The organism is Limnohabitans sp. Rim47 (assembly GCF_001517545.1).
Classification (GTDB): domain Bacteria; phylum Pseudomonadota; class Gammaproteobacteria; order Burkholderiales; family Burkholderiaceae_C; genus Limnohabitans_A.
This window is the reverse complement of the sequence record NZ_FBYA01000001.1, coordinates 821,047-843,519: the sequence shown is the minus strand read 5'-3', so window position 1 is coordinate 843,519 and position 22,473 is coordinate 821,047. Positions and strand designations below refer to the sequence as shown.

Below are 22,473 nucleotides of genomic sequence, written 5' to 3'. Positions count from 1 at the left end.
TGGCTCAGCCCGCCTCAACGGCGTTGTCAAACGTCACCGCCTGGCAAAAGCGCTTGCGCTTCGGGTTCGGGCAAGGCATCGACCTGGCGCAAAGCCCGGTTCATCACGTTGCTGCGGGTTTGGGCCTGGTCCAAGGTGTTGAGTACGGTTTGCGTCTGGTTACGGACTTTGTCCAGCACATCGCCAAACTTGCCAAACTCGGTCTTGACCGCGCCCAGCACCTGCCAAACTTCGCTGGAGCGTTTTTCAAGGGCCAGTGTGCGAAAGCCCATTTGCAGCGCGTTGAGCAAGGCCATCAAGTTGGTCGGTCCTGCCAGCGTGACACGATGGTCGCGCTGCAAGGTTTCCATCAAACCGGGGCGGCGCAGCACTTCGGCATAAAGGCCTTCGGTGGGCAAGAACAGGATGGCAAAGTCTGTGGTGTGCGGAGGTTCGAGGTACTTTTCGGCAATCGACTTGGCTTCGAGCTTGATGCGCGTTTCGAGCGCCTTGGCGCACAGCTCGGCCTGCACCGGGTCGGCACGGCCTTGCGCTTCGAGCAGGCGCTCGTAGTCTTCATTGGGAAATTTCGCGTCGATCGGCAGCCACACAGGCTGGCCACTGTCGGATCGGCCGGGCAGGCGAATCGCAAAGTCCACCCGGTTTTTGTCGCCGGGGCGCGTGGCCACCTGCACCGCGTATTGCTCGGGCGTGAGCACCTGCTCCAGCAACGAAGCCAACTGCGCCTCGCCAAACATGCCACGGGTTTTGACGTTGGTCAGCAGGTGCTTGAGGTCGCCCACGCCTTGGGCCAGGTGGTGCATTTCGCCCAAACCTTTGTGCACCTGTTCCAGCCGCTCGGCCACTTGTTTGAAGCTTTCACCCAAGCGGGCTTGCAGCGTAGCCTGCAGCTTTTCGTCCACGGTCTGACGCATTTCGTCGAGCTTGGCTGCGTTACTTTGCTGGAGCTGGGCCAGTTGCGTCTCCATGGTGCCGCGCATCTCGCTCAAGCGCCGGGCGTTCGACTCTGACAGCGCATTGACCTGTTGCGCCAGGCTGTCGGTCAGGCTTTTTTGAAGCAAGGCCAGCTGTTGGGCCAGCGCGTCGATCTGTTGGTTTTGCGTGCGCGTGGCTTCGGCGCTTTGCTGCAACAGCGATTGCTGGAACAGCGTGAGCGTTTGCATAGACTCTTGCCGCCCTTGCACGCCGGACTGGTTGATTTCGGTGCGCAACTCGCGCTCCAGCCGTTCGGTCTGGGCTTGCACCGCCGCAAACTGTTGCAGCTGCCATGCCATTTGCTCGGCGGCTTGGTCTGCTGCAATCTTGGCTGCGGCGTCTTTGTCTTCCTGCGGGGCCGTTTTGGAGCGGAACAACAACACCAACACCACCAGCAGGTTCAAGCCCACCAAGGCCAGCAAAACCCATTCGTTCATGCCGCAGCGCCCGGCACAGTGTTCAGCGGGGTCAGAGCTTTGCCGCGGGTCAGGTAAGCGATCAGGTTGTCGGCGGCCAACTGGGCCATGGCCCGGCGGGTCTTGACCGTGGCGCTGGCGATGTGGGGAGTCAACACCACATTGGGCACCTTGAGCAAGTCGGGGTGCACCTGCGGCTCGCCCTCGAACACATCCAGGCCTGCCGCGGCAATCTGACCTGCAGCCAAGGCCTTGGCCAAAGCCGCATCGTCCACGATGCCGCCGCGTGCGATGTTGACCAAGGTGGCGCTGGGCTTCATCAGCGCCAACTCGGCAGCGCCGATGGTGTGGTGCGATTCGGCGCTGTGAGGCACCACCAACATCACGTGGTCAGCGGTTTGCAGCAGTTCTTGTTTGGACACATAGCGGGCTTGGCATTCGGCCTCCAACTCGGGGCTCAAACGCGAGCGGTTGTGGTAAATAACGTTCATGCCAAAGCCATGCGCGGCGCGGCGGGCAATGCCCTGACCGATGCGGCCCATGCCGATGATGCCAATGGTCGAGCCATGCACCTCGGCCCCGGCAAACATGTCGTAGCTCCACTTGGTCCACTTTCCGGCACGCAAAAAGTGTTCGCTTTCGGTGATGCGGCGGGCCGTGGCCATGAGCAGTGCAAAGCCGAAATCGGCCGTCGTCTCGGTCAAGACATCGGGCGTGTTGCTGGCCAACACGCCTGCAGCGGTCATGGCGGGGACATCGAAGTTGTTGTAGCCCACAGCCATATTGGCCACGATGCGCAACTGCGGGTTGGCTTGCAGCAAGGCCACGTCGATGCGATCGCTGCCGGCGGTCAATGCGCCCACCTTGCCCTGCATGCGGCGGCTCAGCTCGGCGGCAGACCAGACTTCGTCGGCCTGGTTGCTTTCGACTTTGAAGTGCACGGACAAGGCATCAAGCACGTCAGGAAAAATCGCACGGGCGACCAAAATTTCAGTTTGATTCAAAATCTTTCTCCGATGGAATGGCCCTGGGGCCTCAATGTGTCAGCTGGAACTGAACCATATAAACAACAGCACCTGCCAAGTAGCCCAACAAAGCCCAAATGCTTATTTTTTTGGCGTACCAGACAAAATCAATTTTCTCAAGGCCCATGGCCGCCACCCCTGCGGCAGAACCGATGATCAGGATGGAGCCACCGGTACCGGCGCAATAGGCCAGAAATTCCCACAAAAAACTGTCGGTGGGGTATTGCTGCAAGCTGTACATGCCCATGGAAGCGGCGACCAAGGGCACGTTGTCAACCACCGCACTTACCAAGCCGATGAGCACCACAATGACATCCAACCGTCCCACGGTACGGTCAAGCCATTGGGCCAGCGACGACAAGATGTGGGTGTGCTCTAGCGTGGCCACAGCCAGCAAGATACCCACAAAAAAGAGCACGGCGCTCATGTCGATGCGTGTCAATGCACTGACCAAGGTGAGGTGCGATTTGGCATCGTCTTCCTTGTCTTTGTGAACCACATCGCCCACCATCCACAAAAGCCCCAGGCCCAGCAAAATGCCCATGAAAGGCGGCAAATGGGTCACCCCTTTGAACACCGGGACGACCACCAAAATACCCAGCCCCAAGAAGAACATCAGGTTGCGCTCAAAGGCGGTGGTGCCGGCACCACCGACTCCGCCCTGACGAACGGGCGCTTGCACAGCACGCCCACGCAACAACCACGCCATGACCGACAAAGGGATCAGCAAACTGACGATGGACGGCAGGAACAAGCCTTTCATGATCTCCAGCGCGGTAATTTGCCCCCCGATCCAAAGCATGGTGGTGGTCACATCACCAATAGGCGTCCAAGCGCCTCCGGCGTTGGCGGCGATCACAATCGCGCCCGCAAAAAAGAGACGGTCTTCGCGTTGGTTGAGCAACTTTTTCATCAGGGACACCATGACGATGGCCGTGGTCAAGTTGTCCAGCACCGCGCTCAAAAAAAACGTTACCAAGCCGACCAGCCACATCAACCGCGACAGTGAGCTTGTCTTGATGCGCGAAGTCAGCACCTCGAAACCATTGTGCGCATCGATCACCTCAACGATGGCCATCGCCCCCATCAGGAAAAACACAATTTGAGCTGTGGACATCAAGGACTCGCCCAATTCTTGCGACACCGCAGCTGGATTGTTGGCACCCATGGCATAGAGCGTCCAAAGTAGTCCGGCAGCCAACAGGGCCGTGGCGGTTTTGTTCACCTTCAGCGGGTGCTCCAGCGCAATGGCGGCGTAGGCCAGTACAAATACAAAAATCAAAAGGGTCAACATGAATGGCGTCTTTCAGTATCAGTGCACAGAGATCAACGGGTCAATTTCAAAAACCTGGCGCAAATAGGCCAGATACTTTTCGTCGTCGCACATGCCCTTACCGGGCGTGTCTGACAATTTGGCCACGGGTTGGCCATTGCAACGTGTCATCTTGATGACGATCTGCAAGGGCTCATAGCCCAGGTCATTGGTCAGATTGGTGCCCACGCCGAAAGCCAGTTGGCAGCGCTCTCTGAATTGCTCGAACAGCTCGATGGTGCGGGGAATGGTCAGGCTGTCGCTGAAGATCAGCGTCTTGGTTTGGGGGTTGACCCGGTTGTGCTGGTAGTGCGCGATCATGCGTTCACCCCAGCTGAATGGGTCACCGCTGTCGTGGCGCGCCCCGTCAAAGAGCTTGCAAAAATACAGGTCGAAATCACGCAAAAAGGCGTTGAAGCCGTACACATCAGAGAGGGCGATGCCCAAATCGCCCCGGTATTCTTTGGCCCACGATTCAAAGGCAAAAATCTGGCTGTCGCGCAGCCGAGGCCCCAGCGCCTGGCAGGCCTGCAAGTACTCATGGGCCATGGTGCCCAACGGCGTCAAGCCGAGCAAATAGGCGTAATACACATTGCTGGTGCCCGCAAACTGACCCGAAGGCCCGGTGCCCAAACGGGCCGATAAAACACGCAGCACCTCTTCGTGCCAAGCCCGTGAAAAACGGCGTCGCGTGCCGTAGTCGGCAATCTTGAGGGTCTCCAGGCCAGGTGCCTGCAGTTGCGCGATCTTGGTGTCCAAGCGGCGGCGGCCCTCCATTAAATCGGGCACCTTTTGGGTGTTGCGGAAATACACCTCGTTGACGATGGCCAAAACCGGAATCTCGAACAAGATGGTGTGCAGCCAAGGGCCCTTGATGGTGATGTCGATCTCGCCCGAGGGCAGAGCCGTGACCATGATGTACTTTTCGTTAAGCTTGAACAAATCCAAAAAATCAACAAAATCACTTTTTATGAAGCGCAAGGAACGCAGGTACTGCAACTCGCCCTCCTTGAAAGTCAGGCTGCACAAGGAGCGGATCTCTTCGCGTATCTCTTTGGCAAACGGGGCCAATGGCACCCCGGGGTTTCGGCACTTGAACTTGTATTCGACCTGCGCACCCGGAAACTGGTGCAGCACAACCTGCATCATGGTGAATTTGTACAGGTCGGTGTCAAGCAAACTGGTGATGATCATGGCAGGGGGTATCTGCCCACAAAACCGGGGCGACGCAAAAGGCTGGAGGTCACATATTAACCAAATCTGACAGCCGCGCCGCCCGATCCGATAAGATCGCAGCGGGTGTTGCGCCAGCCACGGGGCAGCAGGTTTTTTGCGAAGGTCGGGCCGCCTCGCAAGCGGAGTTGTTCATGCCTACCCCTGTGCCCATTTATTTGCAATGGCTTGCCGCTGCCTTTTTCGCGCTGGCCCTGATCCATTCATTTTCCACACGCCACTTTGAACGACTGGCACACAAGCACCCGCGCCATGCGGGGTTTTGGCATTTGCTGGGTGAAGTCGAGGTGGTGTTCGGCCTTTGGGCCAGCTTGTTGATGGCGCTGATGTTCATGCTGTTGGGGCAGGCCCACACCCTGGCTTATTTGGAGTCGCGCAACTTCACCGAGCCCTTATTTGTTTTCGCCGTGATGGTGATCGCGGGCACGCGCCCGGTACTGAGCCTGGCACACCAATTGGTCATGCGCTTGGCCGCTTTGTGGCCCGGCCCGCGAAACTTGCCCACCTACCTGGTGGTCTTGGCTCTGGTGCCGCTGCTGGGATCGTTCATCACCGAGCCTGCTGCCATGACCTTGGGGGCATTGCTGCTGCGCGACACGCTGTTTGTTCAACCGGTGTCTGAACGCTTGAAGTACGCCACATTGGGCGTGCTGTTTGTCAATGTGTCGATTGGGGGCACGCTCACCCCGTTTGCAGCGCCACCGGTGCTCATGGTGGCCCATGTTTGGCAATGGGACTTTGCGTTCATGCTCCAGACTTTCGGCTGGAAGGCCGCGCTGGCGGTGTTGTTCAACGCCTTGGGGGCCAGCTGGCTGTTTCGCCGCGAGTTGACGGCACTGCCCCAGGCCCCGGCCTCACAAGAGGCCGCCGTACCGGCCAGCATCATGTTTGTTCATGTGCTGTTTTTGGCAGGCGTCGTCTTTTTCGCCCACCATCCTGTGGTTTTCATCGGACTGGTGCTGTTGTTTTTAGGCTTTGTCACGGCCTGGCAGCAACACCAAACCCCGCTCATTCTGCGCGAGGCGTTGTTGGTGTCGTTTTTTCTAGCGGGGTTGGTGGTTTTGGGGGGCTTGCAGCAGTGGTGGCTCGAACCGTTGCTGCTGGGTTTGCCATCCGACGCCGTCTTTTACGGCGCTATGGTGCTCACGGCCATCACCGACAACGCGGCCATCACCTATTTGGGCTCGCTGGTGCCGGGCTTGAGTGATGAATTCAAGGTGGCACTGGTGGCCGGGGCGGTGACGGGCGGTGGCCTGACCTTGATCGCCAACGCGCCCAACCCGGCGGGTGCGGCCATCCTCAAGGCGTATTTCCCAGACAACACCATCGCCCCCCTGCGGCTTTTGCTGGCGGCCATCCCACCCACCGTGGTCGCTGCGCTGGCGTTTCGATGGCTTTGAAATCGGTTCAGGCCAGACGGCCACCGACCAGCGTCAAGACCCGCTGCGCGTGAGCGGCCAAAATCTGGTTCTGTTCGGCCACCAACATGGCCACCCCTTCTTGGGCCAGCTGCAGCAAGGCATTGCGCAAGGACGCCACCAACACCGGGGCAATGCCTTCGCAAGGCTCGTCCAACAGCAACAAGCGGGGGCCGGTCATGAGGGTGCGCGCCAAAGCCAGCATTTGCTGCTCGCCCCCACTCATCTGGCTGGCAGGCCGGTTCAGCATGGCTTGCAGTTGTGGAAACAAGCCCAGCACCCGCTGGTAACGCGCTGCGGGCGTGCCCTGCCCTGCCGTCTGTGCAGCGATCCAAAGGTTGTCGTGGACCGACAGGCTGGTGAACAAACGGCGGTCTTCGGCCACAAAGCCGAGCCCGGCCTGCGCACGGCGATGGGCCGGCCAGGCCGCGATGGATTGGCCGGCCCAGCAAATCTGGCCTTGCGCACGCGGGCCAATGCCGATCAAGGCTTGCAATAGCGTGGATTTGCCTGCGCCATTGAGGCCTTGCAACACCACCAGCTCGCCCTCGCCCACATGCAAACGCACGTCAAACAAGGCCTGTGCGGGGCCATACCAAGCGTTCAGGCCTTCAACGTCCAACATACTGCAGGTCTTTCATGTCGAAATCGAGCCCCAGATAACGCTCACGCACCTGTGGGTCTTGCGCCACAGCTTCGGGCGTGCCGTCGGCCACCAGGTGCCCTTGCATCAGCACCAACACCCGGTCGGCCACGCCAAATACGGCATCCATGTTGTGCTCGGTATACAGCACGGTGACGCCTTGGGCCGCCACTTGGCGCACCAGAGCCATCATGTCGGCCCGCTCGGCCAAAGCCAACCCGGCTGCGGGCTCGTCAAGCAACAGCAACGATGGGCCAGCTTCAGCGCCATTTTTGGCAATGGTTTTGGCCCCGGTTTCGGGCAGGCCCGCCAGCGCCATGGCCAGCTCCAGCCGTTTTTTGGCGCCATAAGGCAAATCGGCCACACGGGCGTGGGCCACGTCTTGCAGCCCGGCTTGAGCCGCCCATCGAAAGGCCCGCTCGGGTTGGCGTTGGTTCAAGCGGTCCCACCACGCCAAAGGTGCTGCCCCGTGCAGCACCAACTGAATGTTTTGCAGCACGGTCAAAGCCTCGAAAGTCTGGGCCACCTGAAAGGTGCGGGCCACGCCCAGGCGCTGGCGTTCGGCAGGCGTTTTGCCCAACAAGGGCTGGCCTTGCCAAAACACCTGCCCGGCGGTGGGCGCATGCTGCCCAGCCAAACAGGCAAAACAGGTGGATTTGCCGGCCCCATTGGGGCCAATCAGGGCCACGCACTGGCCTGAAGGCACGTCAAAATCGACGCCATCGAGGGCACGAACGCCGCCAAAATGTTTGGCCAGGCCCCGCACCTGCAAGGCGGCATGGGTCGAGGGCGGCAAAGGCGTGAGGTTGTGTGTCGGGTTCATGCCGTGCGCCCCTTGGAAAAACGCGCCAGCCCCAGCTGCAAACCGCCCAGCACACCGCTAGGGGCCAACACCATCACGGCCATGATGACCAAGCCCAAAACGCCGCGCCAATAATCCAGGCCCTGACCCAGCTCGGCCCCGCCCCAAACCAAGAGCGCACTGCCCACGGCCGCGCCCCACAGCTGGTGCACACCGCCCAGCAAAATGACCAACAAAGCGTCCACCGACATGGCCACCGAAGCCACCGACGGGAAAACCGCGCCCTTGAAGGCCGCCCACAAGCCCCCAGCCAAACCGGCCAAAGTGGCACTGCCCACAAACACTTGGTAGCGCAAAGCCTGCACCGGCAAACCACTGGCCGCAGCCCGCAGCGGCGCATCGCGCATAGCCTGTAAGGCCGCGCCACGGCTCGACCCGGCCACACGCGCCATGCCTGCCAGCGCCAGCAACACCCCCGCGCACAGCAACGCGTCCCACAGTGGCCGCTGTTCGGGCTGGATCATGCGCAGACCAATCAGACCGTTGTCGCCGCCCGTCAGGCTCACCCATTGCGTGGCCCCCGCCCATACCATTTGCGCCAAAGCCAAAGACAACATGGCCAGGTAAACGCCGCTGCTGCGCACCACCAAAGCCCCAAACAGCAAAGCCACCGCCAGCGCCAGCGCCATGCCTGCCGCCAAGGCCAGGGCCCAACCCGCGTCCGCCTGCAAATGCGCCAGCGCTGCGCCGTATGCGCCCAGCGCAAAAAAAGCCGCATGACCAAAACTGACCAAGCCGCCCAAAGCCATCATCCACTGCAGGCTCAGGCCAAACAGCATCATCACCATCACGTCTTCGGCCAAGCTGCGGCCATAGTCACCCTGCCCCCAAGCCAAAAGCGACAGGCCCACAAAAATGGCGACAAAAACAGCCCGGCCTGCAACGCCCACTGGCCACAGCGAAAACACCGGCACGCTTTCGCGCTGCTCGGCGTGAACAGCAGAACCGGCCAGCCCTTGCGGACGCCAGACCAGCACTACGGCCATGGTCAAAAACACCAGCACCAGCGTGGCTTGCGGGAAAAAGCTCAGCCCCACTGAATGGATCACACCGATCAGCACCGCCGCCGCAAAAGCCCCACCAATGCTGCCCAGCCCCCCGGTCACCACCACCACAAAGGTCTCGACCACCACGTTCACATCCATTTGCAAGTGGGCCGGTTCACGCGGCAACTGCAAGGCACCCGCCAAACCCGCCAGACCGCAACCCAACATCACCACGCCCAGCATGAGGGGCGCGGGGTTCACGCCCAAGGCATCGAGCATCTCGCGGTCTTGTGTGGCGGCTTTGACGCGCTGCCCCCACAGCGTGCGCGTGAGCAAAAGATGCAGGCCCAGCCAGACCAAAGGGCCTAGCGCCAAGGTGAACAGTTGCCAGGTGGGGAAATACGACTCGCCCAGCGCGATCGCCCCCTTGAGGCCGGGAAAGCGTGGGGCAAAGACTTCTTCAGGCCCGAAGTACCAGCGCATGGCGTCGTGCAGCGCCAGCGTCAGGCCAAAAGTGGCCACCAGTTGGTAAAGCTGCGGCGCGTGGCGCATGCGCTTGAGCAGCAGCACCTCGACCACAGCCCCCAGCAAGGCCGCCACACACGCGCCCATGAGGATCACCGTGCCATAACCCCAAGCCGACTCGGCCATGGCGGGCCACCCGTGGGTGACGGCATGCGCCGACCACAAAGCCCCCAGCATGAAGAAACTGCCGTGCGCGAAATTGACGATACGGGTCACGCCAAAGATCAGCGTCAAACCCGAGGCCATCAAAAACAAGGTGGTGGCGTGGCTCAAACCATTGAGCAGTTGCAGCGCCAGTGCGTCGAATCCCAAACCAGGCCCTTGTCTTTAAATCAAAAGCGTCATTCCACCCAGTGGGTGAAGTCTTGCGCAGCCACGCGGGTGGTCTGAAAGGTGTTGACCAGCGCCGTCTCGTCGGCATAGCCCAGCGCCATGCCACAGACCACCATCTCGTTTTCACCCGCGCCCACATGGGGCAAGATGATTTTGGCAAAGCCATTCCAGGCGGCTTGTGGGCAGGTGTGCAGGCCTCTTGAACGGGCCGCGACCATGACCGTTTGCAAGAACATGCCGTAGTCGAGCAAGCTGCCCCGGCCCATGACTTTGTCGATGGTGAAGATCAGGCCCACCGGCGCGTCAAAAAAGCGGAAGTTCTTTTGGTGCTGCGCGTGCATCAGGGCTTTGTCGCCCTTGCCAATGCCCAGCACGCCGTAAAGACCAAAGCCGCACTCGCGGCGGCGGTCGATGTAGGGGCTGACCCATTTTTCGGGGTAATAGTCGTACGACTCGGCGTATTCCGCTGCCAAGGCCGGGTTGGCCGTGATGGCGTCGTGCGCAGCGCAGGTCTTGGCCACCAGTTCGTCTCGCTTGGCGCCTTGCAGCACATAGACCTTCCAGGGCTGGGTGTTGGTGCCGCTGGGAGCTCGGGCGGCAATGCTCAGCACCTCTTGCAGCACGCTGCGATCGACCGGTTGGGGCAAATAAGCGCGGGCCGAAAAGCGGCTCAAGATGGCTGCGTCGACACTGCCCGGATCGCTCACGTGGGTGCTGACTTGGGGTCCGATGTTCAGAATGCTCATGTCAATGTCTCCAGAAATGTTTTGAGTGCGGCAGGCAGCGGCACGGGCCGGCGAGTTTGGCGGTCCACGTAAACATGCACAAAGTGGCCTCGCGCGGCGCTCAACTCTTCACCTTGGGCGAACAGGCCCACCTCGTAGCGCACGCTGGACGTGCCCAGCTTGGCAACCCGGATGCCCGCTTCAATGGTTTGCGGGAAGGCCAAGGGCGCGAAGTAAAAGCACTGGGTTTCCACCACCAAGCCGATGGTCGATCCGTGATGGATGTCGAGCACGCCTTGCTCGATCAGCGTGGCGTTGACGGCGGTGTCGAACCAGCTGTAATAAACCACGTTGTTCACATGGCCGTACACGTCGTTGTCCATCCAGCGGGTGCTGATGGCGCGAAACGCCTTGTAGCTGTTGCGTGCGTCGGCTTGGGGCTTGACGGAAGGTGTGGCTGTCGCGTTCATGGCTGTCGATTGTGCCAGCGTTGCCACCGCTGCCAGTAGCCCAAAGCCACGCCCCACGTCTGCATTTGCACCTGCACCGTGGTCTCGATGTCGTGGCCATAGCCCCCGCCCATGCACATGACCACGGGCAGTTTTCGCTGCCAGGCCCAGTCCATGACCACCCGGTCGCGCTCTTGCATGCCGTCGGCTGTCAATTTCAGCCGCCCCAGCCGGTCGCCTTCATGCGGGTCAGCGCCCGCCAGGTAAATCAGCAAATGCGGGTCAAAACGGTCTTGCAAGGTTTGCAGCGCTTGGTGCAAAGCGGCCAAATAGGGCTCGTCGGTGCAGCCGTCGGGCAGGCCCACATCCAAGTCACTGGCCTCCTTGCGGAACGGAAAGTTCTTTTCGCCGTGCAGCGACAAAGTGAAGACACTCGGGTCATTGGCAAAGATGTGCGCGGTGCCGTTGCCTTGGTGCACGTCCAAATCGATCACGGCCACCTGCATTTTTTGGCGATGCAACCGCCATGCTTCGGCCTGCATCAGGCGGGCGGTGACGGCAATGTCGTTGAACACGCAAAACCCGCCGCCCTTGTGCGCGTAGGCGTGGTGTGTGCCGCCTGCCAAATTGCCCGCCACGCCTTGGGCCAGCGCATCTCGTGCAGCGGCCACGGTGGCGCCCACCGAACGACGCGCCCGCTCGGCCATGGCCGGGCTCCAAGGAAAACCAATTTCGCGCTGCACTGCAGCATCCAGCCCGCCCGTGGCCACGCCTTGTATGTACGCGGGCGTGTGCACCAGCGCCAACTCGCCGTCGCTGGCAGCGGGGGCTTCGCGCATTTGCACGCCCGGCAGTTCAGCGCTCAACCGGTCACGCAAACGGCTGTACTTGCGCATGGGAAAGCGGTGGCCTTCGGGCAAGGGCAAGACAAAGTGGTCGGCGTAATAAGCGTGCATGGGTCTGTTTGGTAAGACGCCGATTCTAGAAAACCCTCTCTAAACTGAGCAGCAAACCCGCCAATCCCCTTGCAATACCCCATGGAAACCCTAAAATTCAAACCATGCTGCACTGCAACAATGTTGTACGGCCCCGGCCAGTTTCGGCGCAGTCTTTTGAAACCCCTCTTAATTTTTTGATCTGGAGATCCTCATGATGACCGCTGAACAAATCGTCGCTTCGCACAAAGCCAATGTTGAAACCCTGTTTGGCCTGACCGCCAAAGCCTTCGAAGGCGTGGAAAAATTGGTCGAATTGAACCTGAGCGCCGCCAAAGCCGCTTTGGACGAGTCCGCCAACAGCACCCAAGCCGCTCTGAGCGTGAAAGACGCCCAGGAATTGGTGGCCATGCAAGCCAACTTGTTCCAGCCTTTGGCCGAGAAGACCGCTGCTTACAGCCGTCACCTGTACGACATCGCCTCCGGCACCGGTGGCGAGTTCACCAAAGCTTTCGAAGCACAAGCAGCGGCTGCTCAAAAACAGTTCGCCACCTTGGTTGACAGCGCTGCGTCCAACGCACCTGCCGGCTCCGAGCAAGCCGTGGCCATGATGAAGGGCGCCGTGACTGCCGCCAATTCCGCTTTCGAATCCGTGCAAAAAGCCGTCAAGCAAGCCACCGACATGGCCGAATCCAATCTGGCTTCGGTGACCCAAGCTGCTGCGCCTAAAGCTGCCAAAAAGAAGTGATTTTTTGAGGTCAGTCAAGATGCCTCGGCTCTTGACTGCTCTTTTTGCAAGTTGTCTCCTCGGATCTCTTTGAATTTCGTCTGGGAAACAGGGATCCCTTCAAGGGCTGATCGCAAGATCAGCCCTTTTTTTGCGCTGATTTTCTGCGTCTGCTTGCCTTCGACCACCATGGATACCCGCATGCGCGGGTATGACAAATAGCCGACTCGCTCGGGGTCCACGCCCAACCCTGTCAACCCCGAACCCTGTCACCCCCGACTTGATCGGGGGTCCATGTCTGCTTGCCTTCGACCACCACGGATACCCGCATACGCGGGTATGACAAATACCCTACCCGATCGGGGGTCCATGTCTGTCTTGGCGTGTGGGATAGCTCAGCGGCCCGCTTCAAAATCTGCCATCCGCGCTTTGAGGCTGGGCAGCATGGCTCGCATGGCAACGCGGCCCGCTTCTATGGAGCGCATTCGGGCTCCAAAGTCGGCACTTTTGACGCCAGACAGAGCGGGGCGGACCACAAAATCGGCGTCTTTCAAGGCCAAGGTGTTGATGCTTTTGCCCATGATGGCGAAGGTCTGCATCAGGATCTGGAAGGTATCGCCCGACGGATTGCCCTCGGGGTCGCTTGAAATATCGACTGCGATCACAAAATTAGCCCCCATGTCCCGCGCTTGACGCACCGGCACCGGAGCCACCAAACCGCCATCCACGTATTCACGATCCCCAATGCGCACGGGCTGGAACACGGCGGGCACGGCACTCGATGCGCGCACAGCCGCCCCCGTGTTGCCACGTCTGAACGTGATGGATTCGCCGCTGTGCAGGTCGGTGGCCACAATGCCCAAAGGGATCTTCATTTGCTCAAGGCTGCGGCCCCCCACCTGGGTATTGACATACTTGGCCAGCGCCTCACCGCGCAGAGCGCCCCGGTTCAGGATCGGCAGCATCCAGTCGGTGATGTCGGCTTCTTGCATGGTTTCGGCCAATCGCGCCAACTCAGCCGTGCTTTTGCCACTGGCGTACAAAGCGGCCACCAGACTGCCCGCCGATGTACCGACCACATGGCTGGGGCGCAAGCCCGCTTCTTCCAGCACTTGGATCACCCCCAAATGGGCGAAACCACGGGCTGCACCTCCGCCCAAAGCCAAGCCCAGCTTGATCTCGCGTGGCGCTGCGGCATGCGGCATGGTGCTGTCTGCCTCAGCAGGTCCTTTGCCCACACTGCTGCAACCGGTCAGCACCAAAGCCAACAGCGCGGCCCCCAATCCTGTCCATTTGCGGGTTTGCCCTAATCGCTTCATTGATTGCATTTTTCTCTCAAATCTTATTGATAATGATTCGCATTTGGATTACACTCACTCCATCAACACCTTAGGAGCAAAACCATGACGTTTTCAAAAACCCTTTTGAGCATCGCTTGCCTTTTGGCCGCCACCTCGGGAATGGCGCAAGACAAAGTTCTGAACATTTACTCAGCCCGCCACTACCCGACCGATGAAGCGCTATACAGCGACTTCACCAAAGCCACAGGCATCAAGATCAACCGGGTCGATGCCGATGATGCCGGTATTCTCGCCCGTCTGAAGGCCGAGGGCGCGGCCTCACCTGCCGATGTGATTTTGCTGGTGGATGCCGCCCGCCTGTGGCGAGCCGAGGTCGATGGCCTTTTCCTGCCTGTGAAATCGACCAAACTCGAAGAAGCCATTCCGGCCCACTTGCGTGCCAAACCCGTCGACAACGGCGGCACGGCCTGGTTTGGCCTGTCCACCCGCGCACGGGTGATTGTGTACGACAAGATCAAGTACAAAAAAACCGACTTGGACAGTTACGAAAAGCTGGCCGATCCCAAGCTCAAGGGCAGTTTGTGCATCCGCTCGGGCTCGCATCCTTACAACCTGAGCCTTTTTGGCGCCATGACCGAGCACCTAGGCCCCGCCAAAACAGAGATTTGGCTCAAAGGCTTGGTCGACAACATGGCCCGCAGCCCCAAAGGCGGTGACACCGACCAGATCAAAGGTGTGGCCTCTGGCGAGTGCGGCGTGGCAGTCACCAACACCTATTACCTGGCCCGCATGATGCGCTCGACCGACCCGGCTGACAAAGCCGTGACCGAAAAAATCGGCGTGGTCTTCCCCAACCAAAACAACTGGGGCACGCATGTGAACGTGGCTGGCGGTGCCGTGGCCCGCCACGCCAAAAACACCGACAACGCGATCAAGTTCCTGGAATACCTGGCCAGCCCTTCCGCTCAAAACCACTTTGCCAACGGCAACAACGAGTGGCCTGTCGCCAAAGGCGTCAGTTTTGACAACCCGGCACTCAAAGCCATGACCGGCGGCAGCTTCAAGAGCGAGCTGATCCCGATCAGCGCCGTGGGCATGAACCAAGTCAAGGTGCAGCAGATGCTGGACCGCGTCGGATTCAAGTAAAGCCCGGCAAGGCCCAAAGTCCTGCCCGGTTTCATTTTGACGAAGTAAGTAGCCATGAAAAAACCGGACTCAAGGTCCGGTTTTTCTTTGTGCGTCTAAAAAATCAAGAGCGGATCAGGTGGTCAAAAGCGCTGAGTGCGGCCTTGGCGCCCTCGCCTGCAGCGATCACGATCTGTTTGTACGGTACGGTGGTGCAGTCACCGGCGGCAAACACGCCAGGCACATTGGTGTGGCCCTTGGCGTCTACCACGATTTCGCCAAACTTGCTCAGCTCGACCGTGCCTTTGAGGAACTCGGTGTTGGGCACCAGGCCAATTTGCACAAACACACCCGCCAATTCCACATGGTGCTCGGTGCCGGTTGTGCGGTCTTTGTAACGGATGCCGTTGACCTTGCTGCCGTCGCCGGTGATCTCGGTGGTCTGGGCGTTGGTGTGCACCGTCACATTGGGCAGGCTGTGCAACTTTTTAACCAACACCGCATCGGCTTTCAATTGCTCAGCGAATTCGATCACCGTGACGTGTTCGACGATGCCCGCCAAATCGATCGCCGCTTCGATGCCCGAGTTGCCGCCGCCGATCACCGCCGTGCGCTTGCCCTTGAACAAAGGACCATCGCAATGCGGGCAATAGGCCACGCCTTTGTTTTTGTACTCGGCTTCGCCGGGCACGTTCACATTTCGCCAGCGGGCTCCTGTGGACAAAATCACGGTCTTGGCCTTGAGTGTCCCGCCGTTTTCCATCTGCACCTGCACCAAACCGTCTGCGTCTGCGGGGATCAATTTGTCGGCACGTTGCAGGTTCATGATGTCCACGCCGTAGTGGCGCACCTGGGCTTCGAGCGCGGCGGCGAACTTGGGGCCATCGGTCTCCAGCACCGAGATGTAATTTTCAATCGCCATGGTGTCGTTAGTCTGGCCGCCAAAGCGCTCGGCGGCCACGCCCACGCGGATGCCCTTGCGTGCGGCGTACACGGCAGCCGCAGCACCTGCAGGGCCACCTCCCACAATCAAAACCTCGAATGCGTCTTTGGCGTTGAGCTTGACGGCTTCACGCTCCCCAGCGTTGGTGTCCAACTTGGCCACGATTTCTTCAACAGACATGCGACCGGAGCCAAAGACTTTGCCGTTTAAAAACACCATGGGCACGGCCATGATCTGCCGCTCTTCCACTTCTTTCTGAAACGCACCGCCCTCGATCACCACGGTCTTGACCTTGGGGTTCATGATCGCCATCAAAGACAAGGCCTGCACCACATCAGGGCAGTTGTGGCAAGACAAGGACATGTAAACCTCAAAGCTGAAGTCACCCTGAGTACCAGGATCAAGGGCCTTGATGCTGTCGATCACATCCTGCTCGACTTTGGGCGGGTGGCCACCAGTCCAAAGCAGCGCCAACACCAGCGAGGTGAACTCGTGCCCGAGCGGCAGACCGGCAAAACGCACGCCCTCGGTTTGCCCATCGCGGGCAACGACAAAAGACGGCTTGCGGCTGTCATGGCCCGAAGTGTCCAGAGTGACCTTGTCAGACAGGCTGACGATGGTCTCCAGCAGGCTCTTCATGTCGATGCCAGTTTCGCTGTCGTCCAGCGAAGCGATCAAGCGGATCGGCTGGCGCAGCAAGGCCAAATATTGCTGCAATTGGTCTTTGAGGGTGTCGTCGAGCATGGTTTTCTCCGGTTTCAGGCTACAAAAATCCCAGACCCTCGCTTGTGACGGGGCCGATTTTTAAGGGGTTGGTGGGAATCGTTGAGGGCAGCCCACGGCAGGCTTGTGACCTGAATGGGCTGCGCTCAACGTCCTGCAAAGCAGGGCGTTGGCTCAAGACCGCCCTGATTGAACAGGGCGTCCGATCGAGATTTAGATCTTGCCGACCAGGTCGATGGAAGGAGCCAAAGTCTTGGCGCCTTCTTTCCACTTGGCGGGGCACACTTGGCCGGGGTTGGCGGCGGTGTACTGGGCAGCGGTCAGCTTGCGCAGGGTCTCAGACACGTCACGGGCGATTTCGTTGGAGTGGATCTCCACGGTTTTGATCATCAACTCGGGGTTGATGATGAAGGTGCCGCGCAGTGCCAAGCCTTCTTCGTCAATGTGCACGCCAAATGCGCGGGTCAATGCGTGTGTAGGGTCGCCGACCAATGGGAACTTGGCCTTGCCCACGGCAGGCGAGGTCTCGTGCCAAACTTTGTGCGAGAACTGGGTGTCGGTGGTGATGATGTACACCTCAGCGCCCGCCTTTTGGAAAGCAGCGTAGTTGTCGGCCGCGTCTTCGATTTCGGTGGGGCAGTTGAAGGTGAAAGCGGCGGGCATGAAGATGAAGACGTTCCACTTGCCTTTGAGGCTGGCTTCGGTCACTTCGATGAATTTGCCGTTGTGAAAAGCTTGGGCTTTGAAGGGCTGAACTTGTGTGTTGATCAGGGACATGGTGTTTCCTTTGGTTGGTTTAAAAAATCTATCGAATGAGAAAACTCATTGGTAGCAATCATAATGCAGCCCAAGTCGACGAGTCATGAATAGTTCCTATGAAACCGATAGGCAAAACCTTCAGCTGCGTCAGCCCTAAATAGCTACTTGGCATTTCGGGCCGGTCCGGCAGCAAACCCAAGTGCCAGACACAGCCAAGCCAAAATCCAGGCCCCACCACCCCAAGGCACCATGGCCCGCAGCGCGTCAAAACCCAGCACATGGCGTGCATACAGGTTGAAGCTGAACAAGAGCAAGCCCACGAGCATCAGCCAACCAGCGGCTCGCAGCCACCGCGAAACGCCAAAGCAAGCGCTGACCAAACCCACAAGCACCAAGCCCAACGAATGGAACTGTTGCTGGGTCAGCGCGGTTTGCACCATGGCCGGTACACCGCCCGCGAACACAGGCAAATGCGCAAATGCCGCACTGAACATCACGCTGGAACATGCGCTCAGGGCACCCAGAGACAAGAAAATTCGGGCGGACGAGTGCAAGGGTATGGAATGCTGCGGGTTCAAATTCATGGGGATCAGTCGGAAACAAGAAAGCGTATTGGAGCACGCCTTTATCTCAAACTCTTGACCTTGATCAGAGCTTTCGCGAGCCTTTTGGCGCACAGTGAATTACCCAAACCAATTCAAGGATGCCCCATGAAAATGCTGATTGACCTGTTTTCGACCGATTATGGTTTGATGAGTTTGGGCGTGATCGTGTTCATGCTGCTCATGGCCGCTTTTTTCTTGCGCATGTTCGTGCACAAAATGAACCACAACGAATAAAAATGCGACCTCAGAGCAATGGTCTGCGGTAGCCACCAGTATGGCCATTGGGCGAGAAAACAACTTGCCAAAGCTGGTTGTCTCGGGCTCGAAAGGTGCCCGCACAGCACAACAGGTAATAACGCCACATGCGGTAAAAACGCTCGCCATAACGGTCTTGCAGTGAGGGCCAAGCGTCTTCGAATCGGGCATTCCAAGCCATCAGGGTTTTGTCGTAATCTTCGCCAAAGTTATGCCAGTCCTCCATGACGAAGTGGTCTTCGCTGGCCAGAGCAAGGTCCGATGACGACGGCAAGACCCCATTGGGGAAGATGTATTTTTCAATCCAACGGTCAATGCCCGCCCCCGACCGGTTCTTGCCAATGGTGTGCAGCAAAAACAAACCATCGTCACGCAAGCTGCGCCGTGCCATGTCAAAGTAAGTGCGGTAGTTTTTGTGGCCCACATGCTCGAACATGCCCACTGAGGCAATGCGGTCAAAGCGTTGTTCACCGTCAGGGTTGAAGCGCCGGTAATCCAACAGCGCAAACCGGACTGGCAAATCACCCGATTTTTGTGCACCCAAGCGGGCTTGCTCTTTCGAAACAGTCAGCCCCACGCACTGCACTCCGTAATGCTTGGCGGCAAAGCACATCAAACTGCCCCAGCCGCAGCCAATGTCCAGCAAACGCATGCCTGGCTGGAGCTGCAACTTTTGACAAATCAGGTCCAGCTTGGCCTCTTGCGCCTGCGCCAAGGTTTGCGCTACGGGCCAGTAGCCACAGCTGTAGGCCATGTTCGGGTCGAGCATGGCTTCGTACAAATCGTTGCCCAAGTCGTAATGCACCTCACCCACCTGCCAGGCCCGGCTTTGGGATTGCAGGTTGGTCAGGCGCGCCTTGAGCGAAGCCCAAAGCCAGCCGGCACGGCCAACCTGCTCGTCCAGCCGCGCTCGCAGAATGCGGGCAATGAATTCGTCGAGCTGGTTGCAGTCCCACCAGCCGTCCACATAGCTCTCACCCAAACCCAAACTGCCCTGCGTCAAGATGCGGTCAAAGGTGGCCGGATGGTGCACGCGCATGTCCCAGGGTCTGCCACCCCCAAGCCGAATGTCGGCGGTGGCCAACAACTGAGATGCCCTGCGCCAGTTGTCGTCGGTACTGAACAGCGACTGTGTTGACCAAGCGATACCTGAACCCATGCGACTCTCCTGAAAGGATGGCCCGGCCGTGTTGGTCGGGATAAAGTTCATGCTAGTGGGCCGCAGCACGATTGGGTATTCAAGCTTCCAAGTAATGCACTACCCCAAAACCATTAGCCGGAGTGCTTTGTCGCGGGTCTTTCGGCCTGCTGAATATGGATGCCGAAAATGCATGCCGAATATGGACGCCGGATGGGCATAATTGACGTTGACGTAACGTCAATCAAATTCAGGAGCTCAATATGGACATTCAAGGCAAAGTTTTCATCGTCACAGGTGGCGCATCCGGTCTGGGCGAAGGCACCGCCCGCATGCTGGCGGCCCATGGGGCCAAAGTCGTCATTGCCGACATGCAGGCCGAAAAAGGCGAGGCTGTGGCCAAAGAACTGGGCGGCGCGTTCGTCAAGTGCGATGTCAGCAACGAAGCCGATGGCCAAGCCGTGGTGGCCCAAGCGGTGTCGATGGGCAAACTCATGGGCCTGGTCAATTGCGCGGGCATCGCTCCGGCCGAAAAAACCGTGGGCAAAAACGGTGCGCACAGCCTGGCCGTGTACACCAAGACCATCATGGTCAACTTGGTCGGCACCTTCAACATGATCCGCTTGGCATCGGAAGCCATGTGCAAAAACGAGCCCGAAGCCACGGGCGAGCGCGGCGTGCTGATCAGCACGGCCAGCGTGGCCGCCTATGACGGCCAGATCGGCCAAGCCGCCTATGCCGCATCCAAAGGCGGCGTGGTCGGCATGACGCTGCCGATTGCCCGCGACCTGGCCCGCAACGGCATCCGCAACATGACCATTGCCCCCGGCATCTTCGGCACCCCCATGCTGTTTGGCATGCCCCAAGAAGTGCAAGACGCGCTGGCTGCAGGCGTGCCCTTCCCCAGTCGCCTGGGCACGCCCCAGGACTACGCCAAGTTGGCCAAGCACATCATCGAAAACGACATGCTCAATGGCGAAGTGATTCGCTTGGACGGGGCCATTCGCTTGGCACCCAAGTGAGCTAAACCCGCTTTCAAAAACAACAGGCCCTGCGAGGCCTGTTGTTTTGTGTGAGCGCTGCAAACAATGGCTTGCAGTCCAGGCTTGCTGGCTATCAGGGAAATTTACCGATAGCATGTTCCTGTCACGGAGAACACATGGAAAAAACCCTGCCATTCAGCCTGATTTGTCTTTTGCTCCTGAGTGCCTGCACCGCCCCGCCCGCCAGCCCATGGCGCTACAGCGTGCCCGAGCAACCCGAAGCGGCCTCTGGTAGCACCGACAAACCCGGCTGGGCCTATGCGCGGCAGGCTGTGGCCGCAGCCAACCCGCTGGCCACCGATGCAGGGCACCAGATTCTGAGAGCGGGCGGTTCGGCGCTGGATGCCGCCATAGCCGTGCAGCTGGTGCTGGGTTTGGTGGAGCCGCAGTCGAGTGGCATCGGCGGCGGGGCTTTTTTGCTCCACTTTGATGGCCAAAAAGTCACGGCGCACGACGGGCGCGAGACCGCCCCGGCAGGTGCCAAAAGCGATATGTTTGTGGGTGACAACGGCAAGCCCCTTCTGTTTGAGGATGCGGTCTTGAGTGGCCATTCCGTGGGCGTGCCCGGCGCGATGCGCATGCTGGAAGCCGTGCACCGCCAGCACGGCGTGCTGCCCTGGGCGCAGTTATTCGCGCCCGCCATCGCCCTGGCTGAGCAGGGTTTCAAGGTCAGTCCGCGCCTGCACACCCTTCTGCAAGCCGATCCACACCTGAAAAATGACACTCTGGCCCTGCGTTTTTTCTACAACGCACAAGGTCAGGCATGGCCTGTGGGCCATGTGCTGCGCAACCCCGAATACGCGCATGTGCTGCGCCGCATCGCCAGCGAAGGCAGCTTTGCACTGCACGAAGGGCCTGTGGCCCAGGCCATTGTTCAGCGCACACAAGCCGCGCCACGCCCCGGAAGTTTGAGCCTGCAAGACCTGGCCAGCTACCAGCCCCGTGAACGTGAAGCCTTGTGCTTCGATCACATCGCGCAGTCTCGCGCGTACCGCATCTGTGGTTTTCCACCGCCGTCATCGGGCCAGATCGCCATTGGGCAGATCTTGGGCGTGCTGGCCAACACAAGCGCTCAGGGTGCCGAATTTGCGGACGGATTGCCCTCACCCGACTGGTTGCACCGCTACACCGAGGCCTCGCGCTTGTCCTTTGCCGACCGGGCGCAGTACGTGGCCGACCCCGACTTTGTGCGTGCACCCGCTGGCGATTGGCACAGCTTGCTGGCCCCAGACTATTTGCGCGAACGCAGCCAACTGATCGGAGGCCAGTCGATGAAAGTGGCTATTCCCGGACAGCCAGGCGGCACCCCCACCAGCTTGGCACCCATGCCTGCGCAAGCCGAATACGGCACCAGCCACATCAGCGTGGTCGATGCCCAAGGCCGGGCGGTAGCCATGACCACCACCATCGAAGCTGCATTTGGCTCACGCCGCATGGTGACGACCAACCCCACACGGACCGGCGGCTTTTTGCTCAACAACGAACTGACCGACTTCAGCTTTGTGCCCTCCGACGCGCAAGGGCGGCCCGTGGCCAACCGGGTCGAACCCGGCAAACGTCCACGTTCGTCCATGTCGCCCACGCTGGTGTTCGACAAAGCCACAGGGCAGTTGGTCATGAGCGGCGGCAGCCCGGGCGGGGCACTCATCATTCACTACACGGCCAAACTCTTGACGGGCACGCTGCACTGGGGCCTGAACGCCCAGCAAGCCGTCAGTCTGCCCAACTTTGGCTCACTCAATGGCCCCACGCTGCTAGAGGCCAAACGCTTTCCACCCAGCACCGCGGATGCGTTGAAAGCCCGAGGTCATGAAGTTCGTGAAATGGACATGACCAGCGGCCTGCAGGCCATTGAGCGCACACCTCAAGGCTGGTTTGGTGGCGCTGACCCACGCCGTGAGGGTGTGGTGTTGGGAGACTGAATCACCAACCCACACAGCCCTCAAAACCAGAAAGCAAAACGGCAGCCTGAGCTGCCTTTTTGCATGGATGCCGGCTCAAGTCCGGCATGACGGGT

21 protein-coding genes are annotated in these 22,473 nt (G+C 59.7%); 6 read left to right on the top strand and 15 right to left on the bottom strand.

Annotated elements, in window-relative coordinates:
- Nucleotides 1-26 precede the first annotated feature (26 nt).
- From BN3544_RS03865 to pncB, 4 genes are read right to left on the bottom strand one after another with little or no spacing between them, the layout of a single operon-like run.
- Entirely contained in the window at nucleotides 27-1,412 is a 1,386-nt protein-coding gene (locus tag BN3544_RS03865; protein ID WP_019428861.1) for a DNA recombination protein RmuC, read from the bottom strand.
- The gene (locus tag BN3544_RS03860; RefSeq protein WP_019428860.1) at nucleotides 1,409-2,395 is read right to left on the bottom strand and encodes a 2-hydroxyacid dehydrogenase; all 987 of its coding nucleotides are present in this window, start codon (nucleotides 2,393-2,395) and stop codon (nucleotides 1,409-1,411) included. Before BN3544_RS03860 ends, BN3544_RS03865 begins: the two co-directional genes overlap by 4 nt.
- A gap of 31 nt (nucleotides 2,396-2,426) precedes the next feature.
- A complete protein-coding gene (gene nhaD / locus BN3544_RS03855) occupies nucleotides 2,427-3,710 on the bottom strand; it encodes a sodium:proton antiporter NhaD (protein WP_019428859.1) in 1,284 nt (427 codons plus the stop codon).
- A gap of 18 nt (nucleotides 3,711-3,728) precedes the next feature.
- On the bottom strand, nucleotides 3,729-4,922 hold the full coding sequence (gene pncB / locus BN3544_RS03850) for a nicotinate phosphoribosyltransferase (protein WP_019428858.1): 1,194 nt from the start codon (nucleotides 4,920-4,922) through the stop codon (nucleotides 3,729-3,731).
- Nucleotides 4,923-5,095: 173 nt separating this feature from the next.
- On the opposite strand from pncB, the gene BN3544_RS03845 reads away from it, so the two are divergent.
- Complete coding sequence (locus BN3544_RS03845; RefSeq protein WP_019428857.1) at nucleotides 5,096-6,361, top strand: putative Na+/H+ antiporter; 1,266 nt, start codon at nucleotides 5,096-5,098, stop codon at nucleotides 6,359-6,361.
- Between the two features lie 7 nt (nucleotides 6,362-6,368).
- Here BN3544_RS03845 and BN3544_RS03840 read toward each other — a convergent pair whose 3' ends face one another.
- The 6 genes from BN3544_RS03840 to BN3544_RS03815 are packed head-to-tail and all read right to left on the bottom strand — an operon-like array spanning nucleotide 6,369 to nucleotide 11,858.
- On the bottom strand, nucleotides 6,369-7,004 hold the full coding sequence (locus BN3544_RS03840; protein ID WP_019428856.1) for an ABC transporter ATP-binding protein: 636 nt from the start codon (nucleotides 7,002-7,004) through the stop codon (nucleotides 6,369-6,371).
- Nucleotides 6,991-7,845 (bottom strand): ABC transporter ATP-binding protein, encoded by an 855-nt coding sequence (locus BN3544_RS03835; protein WP_019428855.1) that lies wholly within the window; start codon nucleotides 7,843-7,845, stop codon nucleotides 6,991-6,993. Before BN3544_RS03835 ends, BN3544_RS03840 begins: the two co-directional genes overlap by 14 nt.
- Nucleotides 7,842-9,707 (bottom strand): ABC transporter permease, encoded by a 1,866-nt coding sequence (locus BN3544_RS03830; RefSeq protein ID WP_019428854.1) that lies wholly within the window; start codon nucleotides 9,705-9,707, stop codon nucleotides 7,842-7,844. Before BN3544_RS03830 ends, BN3544_RS03835 begins: the two co-directional genes overlap by 4 nt.
- A gap of 29 nt (nucleotides 9,708-9,736) precedes the next feature.
- A complete protein-coding gene (locus tag BN3544_RS03825; RefSeq protein WP_019428853.1) occupies nucleotides 9,737-10,474 on the bottom strand; it encodes a nitroreductase in 738 nt (245 codons plus the stop codon).
- On the bottom strand, nucleotides 10,471-10,923 hold the full coding sequence (locus BN3544_RS03820) for an acyl-CoA thioesterase (RefSeq protein ID WP_019428852.1): 453 nt from the start codon (nucleotides 10,921-10,923) through the stop codon (nucleotides 10,471-10,473). The genes BN3544_RS03825 and BN3544_RS03820 overlap by 4 nt, the downstream gene beginning before the upstream one ends.
- Nucleotides 10,920-11,858 (bottom strand): histone deacetylase family protein, encoded by a 939-nt coding sequence (locus BN3544_RS03815; protein ID WP_019428851.1) that lies wholly within the window; start codon nucleotides 11,856-11,858, stop codon nucleotides 10,920-10,922. Before BN3544_RS03815 ends, BN3544_RS03820 begins: the two co-directional genes overlap by 4 nt.
- A 193-nt stretch (nucleotides 11,859-12,051) precedes the next feature.
- Here BN3544_RS03815 and BN3544_RS03810 point away from each other — a divergent pair, with 193 nt between their 5' ends.
- Nucleotides 12,052-12,585 (top strand): phasin family protein, encoded by a 534-nt coding sequence (locus BN3544_RS03810; RefSeq protein WP_019428850.1) that lies wholly within the window; start codon nucleotides 12,052-12,054, stop codon nucleotides 12,583-12,585.
- 374 nt (nucleotides 12,586-12,959) lie between these two features.
- On the opposite strand, the gene BN3544_RS03805 is transcribed toward BN3544_RS03810, so the two are convergent.
- Nucleotides 12,960-13,883 carry a patatin-like phospholipase family protein gene (locus BN3544_RS03805; RefSeq protein WP_019428848.1) on the bottom strand — a complete coding sequence of 308 codons (924 nt, stop codon included), beginning with the start codon at nucleotides 13,881-13,883 and terminating at the stop codon, nucleotides 12,960-12,962.
- Nucleotides 13,884-13,967: 84 nt separating this feature from the next.
- Here BN3544_RS03805 and BN3544_RS03800 point away from each other — a divergent pair, with 84 nt between their 5' ends.
- On the top strand, nucleotides 13,968-15,011 hold the full coding sequence (locus BN3544_RS03800; protein ID WP_026036452.1) for a Fe(3+) ABC transporter substrate-binding protein: 1,044 nt from the start codon (nucleotides 13,968-13,970) through the stop codon (nucleotides 15,009-15,011).
- A gap of 103 nt (nucleotides 15,012-15,114) precedes the next feature.
- Here BN3544_RS03800 and ahpF read toward each other — a convergent pair whose 3' ends face one another.
- The 3 genes from ahpF to BN3544_RS03785 all read right to left on the bottom strand — a co-directional run bounded on the left by ahpF (nucleotide 15,115) and on the right by BN3544_RS03785 (nucleotide 17,999).
- Nucleotides 15,115-16,677, bottom strand: coding sequence for an alkyl hydroperoxide reductase subunit F (ahpF, locus tag BN3544_RS03795; RefSeq protein WP_019428846.1), 1,563 nt, complete (start codon nucleotides 16,675-16,677; stop codon nucleotides 15,115-15,117).
- A gap of 192 nt (nucleotides 16,678-16,869) precedes the next feature.
- A complete protein-coding gene (ahpC, locus tag BN3544_RS03790; RefSeq protein ID WP_019428845.1) occupies nucleotides 16,870-17,433 on the bottom strand; it encodes an alkyl hydroperoxide reductase subunit C in 564 nt (187 codons plus the stop codon).
- Nucleotides 17,434-17,576: 143 nt separating this feature from the next.
- Nucleotides 17,577-17,999, bottom strand: coding sequence for a DUF423 domain-containing protein (locus BN3544_RS03785; protein WP_081499340.1), 423 nt, complete (start codon nucleotides 17,997-17,999; stop codon nucleotides 17,577-17,579).
- Nucleotides 18,000-18,125: 126 nt separating this feature from the next.
- Between BN3544_RS03785 and BN3544_RS14065 the strand changes: the two genes are divergently transcribed.
- Nucleotides 18,126-18,254 carry a DUF3149 domain-containing protein gene (locus BN3544_RS14065; RefSeq protein WP_019428843.1) on the top strand — a complete coding sequence of 43 codons (129 nt, stop codon included), beginning with the start codon at nucleotides 18,126-18,128 and terminating at the stop codon, nucleotides 18,252-18,254.
- Nucleotides 18,255-18,264: 10 nt separating this feature from the next.
- Here the strand turns inward: BN3544_RS14065 and cfa are convergent, their stop codons facing one another.
- Nucleotides 18,265-19,434: a cyclopropane fatty acyl phospholipid synthase gene (cfa, locus tag BN3544_RS03780; RefSeq protein WP_019428842.1), complete on the bottom strand. Its 1,170-nt coding sequence runs from the start codon at nucleotides 19,432-19,434 to the stop codon at nucleotides 18,265-18,267.
- A 242-nt stretch (nucleotides 19,435-19,676) separates the two neighbouring features.
- On the opposite strand from cfa, the gene BN3544_RS03775 reads away from it, so the two are divergent.
- Nucleotides 19,677-20,435: a 3-hydroxyacyl-CoA dehydrogenase gene (locus BN3544_RS03775; protein WP_019428841.1), complete on the top strand. Its 759-nt coding sequence runs from the start codon at nucleotides 19,677-19,679 to the stop codon at nucleotides 20,433-20,435.
- A gap of 137 nt (nucleotides 20,436-20,572) precedes the next feature.
- On the top strand, nucleotides 20,573-22,378 hold the full coding sequence (locus BN3544_RS03770) for a gamma-glutamyltransferase family protein (protein WP_019428840.1): 1,806 nt from the start codon (nucleotides 20,573-20,575) through the stop codon (nucleotides 22,376-22,378).
- The last annotated feature ends 95 nt before the right edge of the window (nucleotides 22,379-22,473 follow it).